This window comes from Niastella soli, from assembly GCF_017742245.1.
GTDB lineage: Bacteria > Bacteroidota > Bacteroidia > Chitinophagales > Chitinophagaceae > Niastella > Niastella soli.
Map to the genome: position 1 here is coordinate 355,126 of NZ_JAGHKO010000014.1, position 13,517 is coordinate 368,642.

The 13,517-nt window shown below is 43.9% G+C and carries 16 protein-coding genes; 12 read left to right on the top strand and 4 right to left on the bottom strand.

Annotated features, from left to right (window positions below; translation table 11 throughout):
• Positions 1-447: 447 nt before the first annotated feature.
• Together J7I42_RS30400 and J7I42_RS30405 are read left to right on the top strand one after the other, a co-directional pair.
• The gene (locus J7I42_RS30400) at positions 448-2,277 is read left to right on the top strand and encodes a hypothetical protein (protein WP_209143400.1); all 1,830 of its coding nucleotides are present in this window, start codon (positions 448-450) and stop codon (positions 2,275-2,277) included.
• Between the two features lie 726 nt (positions 2,278-3,003).
• Positions 3,004-3,639 carry a hypothetical protein gene (locus J7I42_RS30405; RefSeq protein WP_209143402.1) on the top strand — a complete coding sequence of 212 codons (636 nt, stop codon included), beginning with the start codon at positions 3,004-3,006 and terminating at the stop codon, positions 3,637-3,639.
• 97 nt (positions 3,640-3,736) lie between these two features.
• On the opposite strand, the gene J7I42_RS30410 is transcribed toward J7I42_RS30405, so the two are convergent.
• A complete protein-coding gene (locus tag J7I42_RS30410; protein ID WP_209143404.1) occupies positions 3,737-4,228 on the bottom strand; it encodes a hypothetical protein in 492 nt (163 codons plus the stop codon).
• 265 nt (positions 4,229-4,493) lie between these two features.
• Here J7I42_RS30410 and J7I42_RS30415 point away from each other — a divergent pair, with 265 nt between their 5' ends.
• The 3 genes from J7I42_RS30415 (at position 4,494) to J7I42_RS30425 (ending at position 6,484) form a co-directional block, all read left to right on the top strand.
• A complete protein-coding gene (locus tag J7I42_RS30415) occupies positions 4,494-4,772 on the top strand; it encodes an Atu4866 domain-containing protein (RefSeq protein WP_236065616.1) in 279 nt (92 codons plus the stop codon).
• Positions 4,765-5,556, top strand: coding sequence for an SDR family oxidoreductase (locus tag J7I42_RS30420; protein WP_209143406.1), 792 nt, complete (start codon positions 4,765-4,767; stop codon positions 5,554-5,556). The genes J7I42_RS30415 and J7I42_RS30420 overlap by 8 nt, the downstream gene beginning before the upstream one ends.
• Before the next feature lie 109 nt (positions 5,557-5,665).
• Positions 5,666-6,484 (top strand): helix-turn-helix domain-containing protein, encoded by an 819-nt coding sequence (locus tag J7I42_RS30425; RefSeq protein WP_209143408.1) that lies wholly within the window; start codon positions 5,666-5,668, stop codon positions 6,482-6,484.
• A gap of 110 nt (positions 6,485-6,594) precedes the next feature.
• Here J7I42_RS30425 and J7I42_RS30430 read toward each other — a convergent pair whose 3' ends face one another.
• Positions 6,595-6,927 (bottom strand): hypothetical protein, encoded by a 333-nt coding sequence (locus tag J7I42_RS30430; protein WP_209143410.1) that lies wholly within the window; start codon positions 6,925-6,927, stop codon positions 6,595-6,597.
• Between the two features lie 112 nt (positions 6,928-7,039).
• Here J7I42_RS30430 and J7I42_RS30435 point away from each other — a divergent pair, with 112 nt between their 5' ends.
• Positions 7,040-7,849: a class I SAM-dependent methyltransferase gene (locus J7I42_RS30435; RefSeq protein WP_209143412.1), complete on the top strand. Its 810-nt coding sequence runs from the start codon at positions 7,040-7,042 to the stop codon at positions 7,847-7,849.
• A 16-nt stretch (positions 7,850-7,865) separates the two neighbouring features.
• Here J7I42_RS30435 and J7I42_RS30440 read toward each other — a convergent pair whose 3' ends face one another.
• A complete protein-coding gene (locus tag J7I42_RS30440) occupies positions 7,866-8,111 on the bottom strand; it encodes a hypothetical protein (protein ID WP_209143414.1) in 246 nt (81 codons plus the stop codon).
• A gap of 234 nt (positions 8,112-8,345) precedes the next feature.
• Between J7I42_RS30440 and J7I42_RS30445 the strand changes: the two genes are divergently transcribed.
• Entirely contained in the window at positions 8,346-9,089 is a 744-nt protein-coding gene (locus tag J7I42_RS30445) for an acyl-CoA desaturase (RefSeq protein ID WP_209143416.1), read from the top strand.
• 28 nt (positions 9,090-9,117) lie between these two features.
• On the opposite strand, the gene dapF is transcribed toward J7I42_RS30445, so the two are convergent.
• Positions 9,118-9,981 carry a diaminopimelate epimerase gene (gene dapF / locus J7I42_RS30450; RefSeq protein ID WP_209143418.1) on the bottom strand — a complete coding sequence of 288 codons (864 nt, stop codon included), beginning with the start codon at positions 9,979-9,981 and terminating at the stop codon, positions 9,118-9,120.
• A 731-nt stretch (positions 9,982-10,712) separates the two neighbouring features.
• On the opposite strand from dapF, the gene J7I42_RS30455 reads away from it, so the two are divergent.
• The 5 genes from J7I42_RS30455 to J7I42_RS30475 all read left to right on the top strand — a co-directional run bounded on the left by J7I42_RS30455 (position 10,713) and on the right by J7I42_RS30475 (position 13,511).
• Positions 10,713-11,078 (top strand): helix-turn-helix domain-containing protein, encoded by a 366-nt coding sequence (locus J7I42_RS30455; protein ID WP_209143420.1) that lies wholly within the window; start codon positions 10,713-10,715, stop codon positions 11,076-11,078.
• Positions 11,079-11,481: 403 nt separating this feature from the next.
• Positions 11,482-11,658, top strand: a complete 177-nt coding sequence (locus J7I42_RS30460) for a hypothetical protein (RefSeq protein WP_209143422.1) — start codon at positions 11,482-11,484, stop codon at positions 11,656-11,658.
• Between the two features lie 185 nt (positions 11,659-11,843).
• Positions 11,844-12,227 carry a helix-turn-helix domain-containing protein gene (locus tag J7I42_RS30465; protein ID WP_209143424.1) on the top strand — a complete coding sequence of 128 codons (384 nt, stop codon included), beginning with the start codon at positions 11,844-11,846 and terminating at the stop codon, positions 12,225-12,227.
• Between the two features lie 295 nt (positions 12,228-12,522).
• Positions 12,523-13,023 (top strand): MauE/DoxX family redox-associated membrane protein, encoded by a 501-nt coding sequence (locus J7I42_RS30470; protein ID WP_209143426.1) that lies wholly within the window; start codon positions 12,523-12,525, stop codon positions 13,021-13,023.
• On the top strand, positions 13,020-13,511 hold the full coding sequence (locus tag J7I42_RS30475; RefSeq protein WP_209143428.1) for a TlpA family protein disulfide reductase: 492 nt from the start codon (positions 13,020-13,022) through the stop codon (positions 13,509-13,511). The genes J7I42_RS30470 and J7I42_RS30475 overlap by 4 nt, the downstream gene beginning before the upstream one ends.
• Positions 13,512-13,517 lie beyond the last annotated feature (6 nt).

Below are 13,517 nucleotides of genomic sequence, written 5' to 3' on the forward strand. Positions count from 1 at the left end.
GGGAATGGGCAATAGGCAATAGGCAATGGGCAGTCAGCAGACCTGTAAGGTGCATCATTTGAGCTAGCACAGACAGAGAGATGTTTTGCACCTGACAGGTCTTGTAGGCAAGGAGTCGCCTTTTACTTTACCTCGCGAAATCTCATCAGGCCTCCCCTTACGGTCGCAGACCTGTAAGGTGGACAGCAGAGAATATAAAATCAGCGGGCTAAAGTCCACCTGACAGGTCGGAATGAAAGGCAGAGGGCCGCCCTTTATTTTTACCTCGCTCAACTGCATCAGAGCCTCCGCCAGAGGCGGACAAGTTCTTACAGGTCTTCTCTCCCAGCCATCCCCCAATCCCAACAATCCCAGTTCAGACCAACAAAAATGGGGTGTTTAAACGGTGCCGGATACCGATTGAGAACCTGGTATTTTGTAATTTATTTACAAATAAAGGAGGCGGTTATGATTGCGTTCTTTCGGGTGAGATGGCCTGATACACCAGCTAAACAGGTCTGGTCTGATACAGTCGCCACTAACTGGCTGAACCCGGCTATTCCGTTCAGCCTGGCGCATTATTGGAAGGTATCAACCTTCCAACAGGCAGACATGTCCAATGTCGTTTTTCCCCCACTGATAATTAATAACCCAGGTGTCGATCGCGACCAGCTGGTTTATGCCGTGCTGGCAGCGGCCGAACAGGCTTTTCATCCAACCTGGAGCCAGTTCGACCGTTGTATTATTTACTTTGCGCAGCACACTGATCTTTTCGGTGGCGGACCTTACCAAACGGCTGACGGGAATCATCTTATGGCGGCGGTTTTTGATATTGAAAGTACGTTTGATCTGGCTTGCCAGGAAGTGGGTCATACGTTTGGATTATGTCATGAACTGGATAAAACGACGAACGAATACCAATGTCCCTATTCGGTGATGAGCGCGCTTACTACAGATCTTTGGTTCACCCGGACACTAAACCCCAATTTACCAGGGGCCGACAGACCAGAAAACCCGCAAAACAGGGTTGGGCCATACATCCCTACTGCACACCTGTACATTAATCAGTACAACCCAATAAATCCGCACGGCGTTTTCAATCATCCCGATACGGTTTCATACATCACAACAACATATGAATACACCCCCGTCAATGTGCGTTTGTACGCACGAGATGTGGCGATCGCAGCATGGCCAAACCGGCGGACCGTATTAGCAGTAGTACCGCCGATTGTCCCGGGTGGCGATACTTATTTTCTCGAATTGCGCCGGCGCGACAATTCATATGACCACGGCATCGGCAACACATCGATCATCATTCTTTCAGCTAATTTCTTCGCCTGGAACCCCTGCATGTTTGCTACCAACACGCCACGCCTGCATTATATTGATCGCATAGACATGGAGGATGTAAAAGGCGACCTCGACTATCACTCCTTTAATGGGCGATTTGTGATTCGGGTGAATAACTTCGCCCCTGATCTGTCCTGGGCGAATATTAGTATCGGCGGGGGCAATGCCTGGCAGAATTTCCGGCTACTGTTCGAAGAACAACTCAATGACACCCAATTGATCGCCTCCGGTGACTGGAAGCGGGGGCTGATAGCCCCCTGCCCTATTGAATTAAAGCGTGTGTTCAGGTATAGGACCAAAACTTACCATACCTTTTTTGTGTTACGGGCCCGTTCAATTGGCTATGAGGCGCCAGGTTATTCATGGAAGTTACAAAACGTGCTGCTCACTCCGGCTGATAACTCAATAACGTTACAGGTCTCCTGCCGGGACCATACCGGCCAAAACCTGAATTCACCTTCCTTACACCCGGTTGACTGTCAATACGCGGTGAACAGCGGAAGACTGGAACTAACGGTACTCAGTCCCTTCGCAGGCATTACACTTGATCTTGAGGTTGTAGTAGCAGAAACATCCCCGTCGGTGATGAAAAACTACTATCCAAGCCGAACCTTGCAGACTACCGTTCACGCTAACAATCTGGGTATTGAATGGGACGATGACTACAAGGCGGCTTCCGCCGCTTGTTGGAAGCGTTTTCAAAGCGCCTTTGATCAGATCCCCAAATTTGAATTACCACACCCTAACCCTGGCGATCCGGGTCCGGATTATTTCGAAAAGATCGGCATTCGTGAGGTCATCCGTTTTCTCGCAGCACGTGATCCGCAGGCAGCGCGGGCTGTCGCTGCCATCATTGCTGACAAGGCAGCTGTATCGATAGAACAGGTTATGGAAGCTGCTTTGCGAAACACCAGGCTGTTGCCAGGGAAAACTGGCCGCTATTAACGGTCGCAGACCTGTAAGGTGGACAGCAGAGAATATAGCAATCAGCGGGATAAAGTCCACCTGACAGGTCGGAATGAAAGGCAGAGAGTCGCCTTTTATTTTTTCCTCGCTCAACTGCATCAGGGCCTCCCCTTACGGTCGCAGACCTGTAAGGTGGACAGCAGAGAATATAGCAATCAGTGGGATAAAGTCCACCTGACAGGTCGGAATGAAAGGCAGAGAGCCGCCTTCTATTTTTACTTCGCATAAGCAGACCTCCTCGCGATTCCAATTTACCTCGCGTAACTTCAGCAGGGCTTCCCCTGCCCCTCCCGACCTGTCGGGAGAGGAAAATACCACCTTTCGAATATTGTTTACCGCGTGCAATAAATAACACCCTATGGGATAATACAACCATTTCATTTTGTTTACGCGTCCCGGCTATAACAATTTGTTATTTTTCAACTATTTAAACCTATCGCTCTCCCTGTAAAGCCCCCTAAACAGACTGCATAAGCGTTACTTATTATACGAATATGCCTGGGGGGGGTGCACTGATATATATTGGGGGTTGCACTGAGTAGCAGGGAGCCGGTGCAACCCACATAGAGGACTAGTGCAACCCCTCCGGCGGAAAATGGCTATATTGTGAGTATATCACGTAATACCGGCGTGGTATTTTCTACCTCTTAACCAACCTTACAATACAATATGAAAAAGAAAAAAAGTACAGTAAACCGAAGGCGAGTGCTAGCGGACCCTCTTTTTGAACTTACCCGGCAAAATAACGCCGAGTTTTCCCGTGCGTGTACAGCCAACCGCCTGCTGCGGTTAGCCTTTGCATTGGGGTTAAAAAATAAAGCCGACAGGTATGTTTCAGGGCGCCTTACCAAAAGAATGTTTAACATCCTGCAAAGTGACTCCGTGAATGAACGTGGCGAACGCAGAGTACCAGCAGGCATATTAGGCATTCTGGAAGGCTTTAACTTTAACCGGGACACAAGCCTCCAAAATGTTTTATGGGCGCCTTATTCGATTACACTCAATCAGACGGCCATGCTGACAACCATCAGCATTCCTTCATTCATTGCCAAAGCCATGATAGATACAGCAAGCGGTGCAAACACTTTTAGGCTAACTGCCATGGTTGCCTCAGTGCATTTTGAAAAAGAAACCTTTCCGGTTGAACCGGTTCAGACTGATATACTGGATCGATCCCTGCAACTACATGAGAACCTGCAGCTGCAAATGCCTGTTATTGACCACCAGCCTGATCATTCAATTATTGTCGGATTGGGAATTGAATTCTTTCACCAAAAACGAGCAATCATTGAACCAGTTGATAAAAAGCATAATGCATTGGCTGTAGTAAAGGTCTTTTGAATGTGATAATCCCCAATAAGTTGTGTTGCTGATAATAATAAGAGATTGAATACTCCCTTCCGTCACCTCGGGAGAGCAGGGAGCATTTTGCTGCCATCTATAGCGGTTGAATAGATGAAATTTTAATGCCATTAAAACAATCATCCTGGCAGCCATCATTAACATAACCACACGAAGAGATCATTCCATTGTTTGCTGTTTCAAAATATACATGTACTTTATCTCGTTTGATGAGCCATTCTCTTTTCGCTTTGTCATAAATTTCGTCCAGCGTTACAGGGGCAGCAGCAAGCGATTGCGTGTGCGTATTTAATTCAGTTGCGGTTTCAGTCCATTCCAGTTGATCGGCAGGAATATTCACAGTACTGCCTGGAATAGATAACTTAAAATAACGTTGCGTGGGTTTTCCCTCAGTGATGGTAATAATTGTCGTCCAGCTATAGCCAATCCAGCTGCCGCCCACCACTTCATATCTGTAAGAATTCCCTGAGGTTTTCTTGAAGTTTGACCATGCGCTAAAACTTTTATCATAGTCGCGCTCAAAATTTATATCGTCTTTTGTACAGGATATAAATAATGTATTTATCAAGATAAGACCGGTTAAAAAAAATGAATAATTGCAAGTCATAAGGCAGTAGCGTTTAAGTGACTTGACAACAAACTATTGGTAATTCGTTGCATGCCAGGGAAGCATCACAATTGCCTAACATACAAGTATAAATTATTCCATATTTGAAGTGCCACGCTCCCGCAACAAGCTTCCCCGATTGTTTGATTTACGCAATTTTCCGTTTGAAACCAGTAACAGGAGGCGCCCGGCCAGTATGTAATTTTGTTGCAATAAAAAAACGATTATGGCAACAACATCAATGACCATGGAAGAAAGCCAGGAATACCTTGGCACCTGGGTAACCAGCGATGGCTTTATTCAACACCAACTATTACCCGGAAACCGGTACGACGAAGCACGTGGCAACCGAAAAAGCGCATATCTGGGCCAGTACCGGGTAAATGGGAATCACATCGAATACCAGGATGACACGGGATTTACAGCCGACGGTGATTTTGAAAATGGTATACTCTATCATGCCGGAATGATCTTGTACAAACAAAAAAACAGCAACAATGAATAATAAAGAAAACAAAAAGGTATGGTTTGTTACCGGCGCCTCCAAAGGGCTGGGACTTGCATTAACGAAAGCATTACTGGAAGCAGGATACCGGGTCGCAGCAACCTCCCGGAACCAGGAGCAGCTTATTTCATCAACAGGGGTTACTTCTGACAGGTTTTTGCCCCTTGGTGTAGACCTTACCGCTCCGCTTGCTGTTAATAAAGCAATAGCAGATACCGTGCAGCATTTTGGCCGGCTGGATGTGATCGTGAACAATGCCGGTTATGGCATGGGCGGCACCGTAGAAGAATTTTCGGAACAGGAATTAATACAAAGTTTTGATGTAAATGTTTTTGCGCCCGTGTATGTGATGCAGGCGGCCCTTCCTTTCTTACGCAGCCAAAAGAGTGGACATATCATCAACATTTCTTCCATAGCCGGTTTTGCCCCAGCGACTGGTTGGGCCATCTATGCAGCTACAAAATTTGCATTGACCGGAATGACCGAAGTGTTAGCGCAGGACCTAAAAGAACTTAATATTCATGCAACTGTAGTGGCACCGGGTGCTTTCGTACCCAGTTCCTTTCTGACAATTCGCTGGTATTTATCCAAAACAGCATCAGCGATTATCGTTCGGTACGGACCTCGCACGAAAAATACCGGAGTATGCACGGTACGCAAGCTGGCGATCCGGATAAAGCCGCTGCCGCACTTATTGAACTGGCCGAAATGCCTGTTCCGCCGACCAGACTGTTCCTTGGTTCGGATGCTTATAACAGGGCAAAAGGAAAGATCGATGATCTAAACAGATCGCTGGACGAACTAAAAAACCTTACCTTTTCAACCGATTATTAATACAATGAAAGTCCCGGCCACCGCCTTGGGACTTTTTTTTATTATTTGTAACATTGTGTATGGAAAGAGCACAAACCCTCGAAGAGTTCTACAAATCGAAATTCAAGTGGATTCCCGCAGAACTGAAAGAAGGGCTCGGTCATTTCAATGTATTTAAGCTAGACCCTTTCGTGGGGAAAAATGCCAAACCGCTCCCCTACAACCGGAAAGACTTTTACAAGATCACCTTGCTTATTGGAAACAACCGGATACATTATGCCGACAAAACGGTTGATTGCCCGAATTATTCTTTGCTATTTGGCAATCCCATGATCCCTTATAGTTGGGAACCGCTGGATGATAACCAATGCGGTTATTTTTGCATTTTCACGGAAGATTTCTTTAGCCATTTCGGTAACATAAAAGAATATCCGGTTTTCAAACCAGGAGGCGATAAGGTATTTATATTAAATGAAACAACTGTGCAAGCGGTGACAGACACCTTTAAACAGATGTTGACCGAAATTGCATCGGATTACCAGTTCAAGTATGATGTACTGCGCAATCTGGTACACGAACTGGTACACAAGGCACAGAAAATGCCACCAGCCGCTTCCGCTACAGCAACTGAAACCAGGGGCAATGCGGCTATGCGAACCACGGCCATTTTTATTGAATTATTGGAAAGACAGTTTCCTATAGAATTGATAAATCAGCAACTAAAATTAAAAACTCCAGCTGAATTTGCCGAACAACTGGCAGTACATGTGAACCATTTGAACCGGAATGTAAAAGCAGTAATGGGCAAAACAACCACGCAGGTAATCGCCGAGCGCATAGCGCAGGAAGCGCGTGCCTTGTTAAAACATACGAACTGGAATATTTCAGAGATCGCCTAGTGCCTGGGATTTGAAGAGCCGGCGCATTTCATTCATTTTTTCAAGCGCTTCAATAGTACTACGCCAAAGGAATTCAGGAAATGAGATTAGTCGCGAAACAGTTCTTACTGTTAATTCAAATGTACCTCCCATGTTCTGCCCTGATCATCTTCAATAGTAGCATTTCCATTTTCATCCAATGCGGTGGGTGATATATGATCGCTATCCAGCCACCCGCCTTTGGGGAAATTTATCTGAACCACTTCACAATCCTGCACTTCTACCTCCAGATCATATGATGCTTTATGTCCCGTGTCAGGATTATAATAGTCGACCGTTGAGGAATGTGTACCATCCTCATATTCACAGTCTGAATTTGTTTCTTCCTGTGGTTCATTGATTGATTCGTAATTACAACTTACGTAACAGCAGCTAATAAGAAGAAATAAAGTGGCAGTTTTCATTAGGGGCAATTTATTGGCTATGTGATAAATATACTGTCAAATTTCGAGCTATGCAAGCGGTTTAAATCAGGTTAAACGAAGGTTGTACCTTTACCATACAAAACCCTCTATCATGAAAGCAGTATCAAAGACCGCTTATTATTGTGGTGGTGTTCGTATGCAGGATGCCGAATCTGCTAAACCTCTTATTGGTGATCACTATGCAAAGCGCCTGCTTGGTAAAGAAGGAATTGCTTACTGGGAGGAGTTTAAACAATTCACCCGGCCAAATGCTGGTAATACGGCAAGACATTATCTCATTGACTCATTGATAAAAAAAGAACTGGCTGCTCATCCCGATGCAACGATCATTTTAATTGGAGCGGGGCTCGACAGCCGTGCTTATCGGCTGGATGGCGGAAAATGGATAGAGATTGATGAAGAAGCAATCATTGCCCACAAAAATAATACCCTGCCCATCAACGAATGTAAGAACCCGCTTGAAAGAATACCTATAGATTTTGAAAAAGAAAAACTGGCCGATAAACTACAGCCTTATAGCGGAAGACCTCATGTGGTCTTTATTGTAGAAGGGGTATTGATGTACCTCACCGATGAACAACGAAACGCAATGCTCACCGTATTAACCACGCTTTTCCCAAGCCATGTACTTTTTTGCGACCTGATGAATAAAGGATTTTTTGAAAAATTCAGCGGGGAGATCTACCAAAAACTGCTCGAAAATGGGGCCATTTTCAAAGACATCTCCGATGAACCGGATCGTATATTCATTGCAAAGGGATACAAAAAAAGATCAGTGACCGGGATGCCGCAAGCTATACATGACCTGGGCTTGATAAGACTTCCCTGGTTCGTTAGGAAATTTGTCTTTGGCAAATTGATCAACGGCTACGCGGTATATCATTTTACCTATGGACTCTGAGCATCCATACCTGCATTCACTTTTTCGTTCGCGAGGCGAAATAAAAAATAGCCGCCATCCCACACATATAAACTACCCCGACAATGCCAATGATCCAAAATGGTGACAACACCCATTTCCACGACCAGCCTGCTACCGGCCGTACCCGGAACAGCTTTAGCACAATGATCACAAATGGGAGTAAGCTGGTTAATTGAACGCGGAGGGGAATGTGATCCCTGATACGGGTTGATGGTGGTGTTGGTGATTTAGACGCTGACATTATTACACTTTAAGGTAAATAGGAATTAAAAAGTAGCTGGCACAAAATAATACAAAATATTTTGTTGATCAATTACCCCATATACTTATGGCAGAATTGGTATCTCATTAACGTTATTTGCTGTAACTTGCGCCTCAATAGATTTCGCGTATTACTTTTTTACTTTCACTCCAGCTTAATAGAGCTTTCGAAAAGAATCAGTTTTCCGCATGTTCTATTTCAAAAATTAAAATTATGTGGGTGCTGATCGTTTTTATTGCTATTTGGTATTCTTCTCTTTTTTGTCAAACCTTTTTTCAACATAGGTACGCCGCTCATCAGGCATTTACCATGAATAAATTCTGGGAAAGGACCTTTTTTATCTTTACTTACATTACACAAGGCTCGTCTTATTTAAGTCCGCGTGCTTATGCTATTATGCACCGGATGCACCATGCCTATACAGATACCGAAAAAGACCCCCATTCCCCGGAGTATTCCCGCAATATGTTGCAAATGATGGTGCGCACCAGACAGATCTACAGCAGCATCTATAAAGGGGAATTTGAAGTAGAAGAGCAATTTACCCGTAACCTGCCTGATTGGCCGGCATTTGACAAATGGGCGCACTCTACCTTTTCCCGCATCTTGTGGATCCTTGGCTATACAGCCTTATTTATTTGGCTAAGTCCTTCCCTTTGGTGGCTGCTGTTATTGCCTTTTGTAATTGTTATGGGACCGCTTCATGGCGCCATCATCAACTGGTTTGCCCATAAATACGGATATACCAATTTCAAATTAAAGAACACCTCGCAAAACCTGCTTTCGGTCGACTTTTTAATGCTGGGCGAATCCTATCATAATAACCATCACAAAAGTCCAAGTGCTATTAACTTTGGTAAACGCTGGCATGAAATAGATCCCGTTTATCCGGTGATCAGGTTATTGGCCTCACTACGGATCATTAGTTTACGTACAGACAAGCTTAAAACGAAATAAAGCGATATTGAAGATTTCAGTTAGCGCGCTAACTGAAATCTTCAATAAGTTCCTTGCTCAGGACGCCCCTGCAGATCTCGCGGACTTCCCCCGTCATTCGGATGGCATAATCAGCATCAACATGAATAGTCAGTTGTCCGCCTAACATCTTGATGGTAACATGTTCGTCAACCAGGTTCTTTTTTCTCAACACGCTTGCCACTGCACAGGAAGAAGTTCCTGATGCCAGGGTAAATCCGGCGCCCCGCTCCCAGATCAGCACCTCTACCTCATTGCGGTTGATCACTTTCGCAAACTGTACATTGATCCTATTGGGAAACATTTGATGGTTTTCTAATAATGGCCCAAACTCTTTGATCTCCTCAATTACCAATTCCTCTTTGATTATAACACAATGCGGATTGCCCATTGAAACACAGTTTACGGTAAAGGATTTTCCGCCGGCATCAATAAGGGCATTGTCAACCTGGCTTGATTCAAAGTTTGTCGGGATCAACTTTGAGTCAAAGATTGCTTTTCCCATGTCAACCGTCACAATTTTGGCCCGGTCATTTACCACTTCATCAATTTTTGCCTTCACGATCCCGCCTTTTGTTTCCACGCTGAACGTTGTTTTGTCAACAATGCCATGATCGAAAACGTACTTGCAAAAAATACGTAGTCCGTTCCCGCTTTTTTCAGCCTCGGAGCCATCAGGATTATAGATGCGTAACCCAATATCAGCTTTATCGGAAGCAACCAGCAAAAGAATGCCATCAGAGCCTATTCCAAAGTTTACGTTGCAAATTCTTTTAATGGCTTTATCGTCGATTGTAAAGCTAATATGGCGGCTGTCCAGTACAATATACTCATTGCCCAGCCCATGGATCTTTACAAAATAATTCGTTTCCATATCGTGTTTCAGCTGATTTTTTGCGCAAGTTGCGACTTTACTTTGAGATCTTCATTGTAAAGGCCGGCAATTTTTTATAATCTGAAGACAATACCCACCCCTCCCCCTCCCAGGAGGGGATTCCTTAAAACACAATGTCGTTTAGGTAATGCGGCACTCCGACTCGCCGGAGCGTCATTGTAGTCTGCTGCTGCATTCTTCCGCGCTGAGGTGTATTCCTCTCTGCCGTCTGCCTTCTGCCTTCTTCCGCGCTGAGGTGTATTCCTCTCTGCCGTCTGCCGTCTGCCTTCTTCCGCGCTGAGGTGTATTCCTCTCTGCCGTCTGCCTTCTGCCGTCTGCCCTTTCAGTAAAGCACCCATATCACCACCTTTTCAGGAACTGAATGATTAAATTAAAATAAACACCATAAATAAAAGTTTCGCCGGCTGGCAGATAGGCCTCACCGCAACAAACATGCCCTGAAAGAAATACGCTGGTCCGTTTCCGAAAAAGATAAAATGTTAAACTAAAAAAATAAATAAATTACTCTAAAAATGTAAAATTAGCTTCTTTAACTTGCATGTCAAGGCACCACTTCGGCTGTCTGTTTTGAAAAGGCAATCATACAACCCCGCACGCTAGTGATAACGCTTACAGCTATTGGATAAGAATACCGTTACTTACTAACCCACCACGACCTTATGAGACGCATCATGTAGTCCCAAGCCGACCTTCACTAAAAACTTATCCAAATGAAAAAAGTGCATGTAACCACAGAAGATATTACAAAGTGCCAGCTGGTAAAAGCAATGCTCGAAAAAGACTATGCGCAACATCAAACCATACAATTGCTTGCCCGGCAGGTGGGTACTAATGAAAACAAATTGAAAGTATGTTTTAAACAGCTTTTTAAAAAGACAATCCATTCGTTTGTTACCTGTATCCGGATTGAAAAAGCAAAAGAACTCTTAGAATATTCGGAGCTGCCCATTGACACCATCGCCTGTAAATTGGGACTGGACCACAGTAACCTGATCAAACAATTTAAACGACACACCGGTTATACGCCCAGGGAATGGCGGCACATCAAAAGCAATAACGATAAAGTACATGTATAGCAGATCCGCTTTTAAAATAGTCCCATTTCGCCAATTAATTGTTCCGATTCGCCAATTTTAAGCGTGTAACTTGCTTCAGGACCGGCGGCACCCTTTAGTCAGTTCCATCATTGACTTAAACTTGTTGATATGAAAAAAAAAACAGCCTTTACTGGAATTTCTGGAGAACCAACTGCCTTCCTACCAAAACCCTTTAGGTGTAGCATTCTATTTAAATACAGATAGCACGATATACATATGTGCTGACTTCCCTGGCATTGAATCATCAGATAACGTTTCGCTTGAGATCTTTCAGGAAGTTAACACTTTAGAAGATCTCCTGAAATTACTGAAGCTTTCGAAATTGGAACAATTACTGAAATTGTGCCCAGACAATTTACTGGAATTATACGAGCGGGGCCAAATGGCTGTTATCTGCATGCTGGACGGGGACCGCGACCTGCAATTTACCAAACACCTCAACTGCACCTGGGCCGGGAACACTAATAATGAAATGCATGAAGTCAACACGCATTTAAACAAGGCCGAAGATTTCATTAGCTATACCAACTTGTACTATGGTATAAAACAAACAAACTGACAGTATTCATTGTAAGAACGTATTCTTTCAACTTATCCCTTTGTTAAAATAAACTTAACAAGCTTATTTAATAATTGGATATAAGAGACTGCCCTGCCCGCGCTTTCCAGCAGGGGCACCGGGGTCTCTATTATAGTCCTGCATTTTTTTCAGTGTCAATTCAACTAATATAAAACCTTACTCACATGCAATTTTCCCAATCAGACTTTGAAACAATTCAGCAAGTGAAAGAACTATTAGAAAAGGAATTTAAATACCAGCATGCGCAGACTACGTTAGCCCGGCGTTTTCACATCAATGAGAGTAAACTGCGTAAAGGATTTGTATTGATTAACAAAATACCCATTTACGAATACATTGTGCGTATTCGGATTGAAAAAGCAAAGGAGCTACTGGCCTGCACCGATAAACCGGTAAAAATGGTGGCTTGCCAGGTAGGCTATCATTTAAAAAGTTTAGAAAAGCAATTCAGGAAGTTGGTGGGCATGTCGCCACTGGAGTGGCGTAAAATATACACCGACCGCATGTTAATGCAAGTAAAACAAAAACCGGAACGGAGTATAGTTTGACCAGAACGGCGTATTTTAAGGAGGTAACTTGCTTGCAGAATGAATGAAGCTCCGGCTGATTGTCACCGGAAGAAAACATGAAAAGACCACTTGCAGAATCAATATTCTCCACTTATACAGGCAATCAATTCCAGTCACAGAGAAATACATATAACCGGGCTCAGCTGCTGGTGAGGCAATTTACTTATTGTAACGAGGGTTAATGAATGTTATTAAATGAATTGTCTCCGTTTTAGCGGAAAGAATGGACGCTACCATTTTTCACCAGCACTGGTTTCGGGAAAACCTTATAAATATGGAAAACATACTAATGAATGAAGGCGCGCCCAGAAGAAATTTGTTAATACGAATTATTACCCTGAGCTGGCTAAAGAAACGCCTGGCTGTTGAGATCATTGCCCTCTTGTTCGTTATCCTATTCTTATACACGGGCATTTCAAAACTGATGGAATTTGATGTATTCCAGGAACAATTATACGACTCGCCGATAGTTGGTACTGTTGCACCCGTAGTAGCCTGGGGGCTTCCTATTACTGAGTTCATTGTATCGCTATTGCTGTTTATACCCAAATACAGGCTTTGGGGTTTGTATGCAGCATTTATACTAATGATCCTTTTCACGGCTTATGTGGGCATTTTATTAAGCATCAGCACTGAACTTCCCTGTAGTTGCGGCGGCATAATGGAAGCCCTCTCCTGGCAGGCGCACCTGGTTGTAAATATAGCGCTGATAGCACTGGCATTTACGGGGATCATCCTGGCTAAAAAAATCAAAAGGAATGGAGGCGGGTTATGAAAAAAGCTATCATTATCTTTTGCATGGTCATTATTGCCGGTTGCTATAGTAAGAAGCCAAAATCGACAACACTGACAGGAAAAATAATGCCTCCCATTTCATTGCTGGGATTTGACAGCACGACAGTCTTCCATACAGATAGCATCAAAACGGGAAAGCCGACCTTACTATTTTATTTCGCAGCTTCCTGTCCATTTTGTCGCGCTGAGACCCGGATGTTGATCTCGGATAAGCAGCCCCTGTCAGATTTTAATATCGTTATGGTGTGCGTTTCCAAATTCTCCGAGTTTAAAAAATTCTATTCAAAATTTGACCTCCAAAACCATCGCAGTATTCAGGCAGGTGTTGATGCGAATGACTCGTTTAAAAACTATTTTGCCACCACCCAGGTCCCCTATTTAGTGATCTATGATAAGAACAAAAAACTAAAATGTATTTACCTGGGAAAAACATCGCCAGCAACCATTAAAAAGGCAGTTTCAACATAAGAAACA

Coding starts and splice junctions, on each gene's coding strand:
- dapF (WP_209143418.1), bottom strand. CDS start 9,981: ATGGAAACGAATTATTTTGTAAAGATCCATGGGCTGGGCAATGAGTAT.
- J7I42_RS30435 (WP_209143412.1), top strand. CDS start 7,040: ATGAAAGCAGTATCAAAGACCGCTTATTATTGTGGTGGTGTTCGTATG.
- J7I42_RS30420 (WP_209143406.1), top strand. CDS start 4,765: ATGAATAATAAAGAAAACAAAAAGGTATGGTTTGTTACCGGCGCCTCC.
- J7I42_RS30455 (WP_209143420.1), top strand. CDS start 10,713: ATGAAAAAAGTGCATGTAACCACAGAAGATATTACAAAGTGCCAGCTG.
- J7I42_RS30475 (WP_209143428.1), top strand. CDS start 13,020: ATGAAAAAAGCTATCATTATCTTTTGCATGGTCATTATTGCCGGTTGC.
- J7I42_RS30460 (WP_209143422.1), top strand. CDS start 11,482: ATGGCTGTTATCTGCATGCTGGACGGGGACCGCGACCTGCAATTTACC.
- J7I42_RS30425 (WP_209143408.1), top strand. CDS start 5,666: ATGGAAAGAGCACAAACCCTCGAAGAGTTCTACAAATCGAAATTCAAG.
- J7I42_RS30415 (WP_236065616.1), top strand. CDS start 4,494: ATGGCAACAACATCAATGACCATGGAAGAAAGCCAGGAATACCTTGGC.
- J7I42_RS30400 (WP_209143400.1), top strand. CDS start 448: ATGATTGCGTTCTTTCGGGTGAGATGGCCTGATACACCAGCTAAACAG.
- J7I42_RS30440 (WP_209143414.1), bottom strand. CDS start 8,111: ATGTCAGCGTCTAAATCACCAACACCACCATCAACCCGTATCAGGGAT.
- J7I42_RS30430 (WP_209143410.1), bottom strand. CDS start 6,927: ATGAAAACTGCCACTTTATTTCTTCTTATTAGCTGCTGTTACGTAAGT.
- J7I42_RS30470 (WP_209143426.1), top strand. CDS start 12,523: ATGGAAAACATACTAATGAATGAAGGCGCGCCCAGAAGAAATTTGTTA.
- J7I42_RS30465 (WP_209143424.1), top strand. CDS start 11,844: ATGCAATTTTCCCAATCAGACTTTGAAACAATTCAGCAAGTGAAAGAA.
- J7I42_RS30445 (WP_209143416.1), top strand. CDS start 8,346: ATGTGGGTGCTGATCGTTTTTATTGCTATTTGGTATTCTTCTCTTTTT.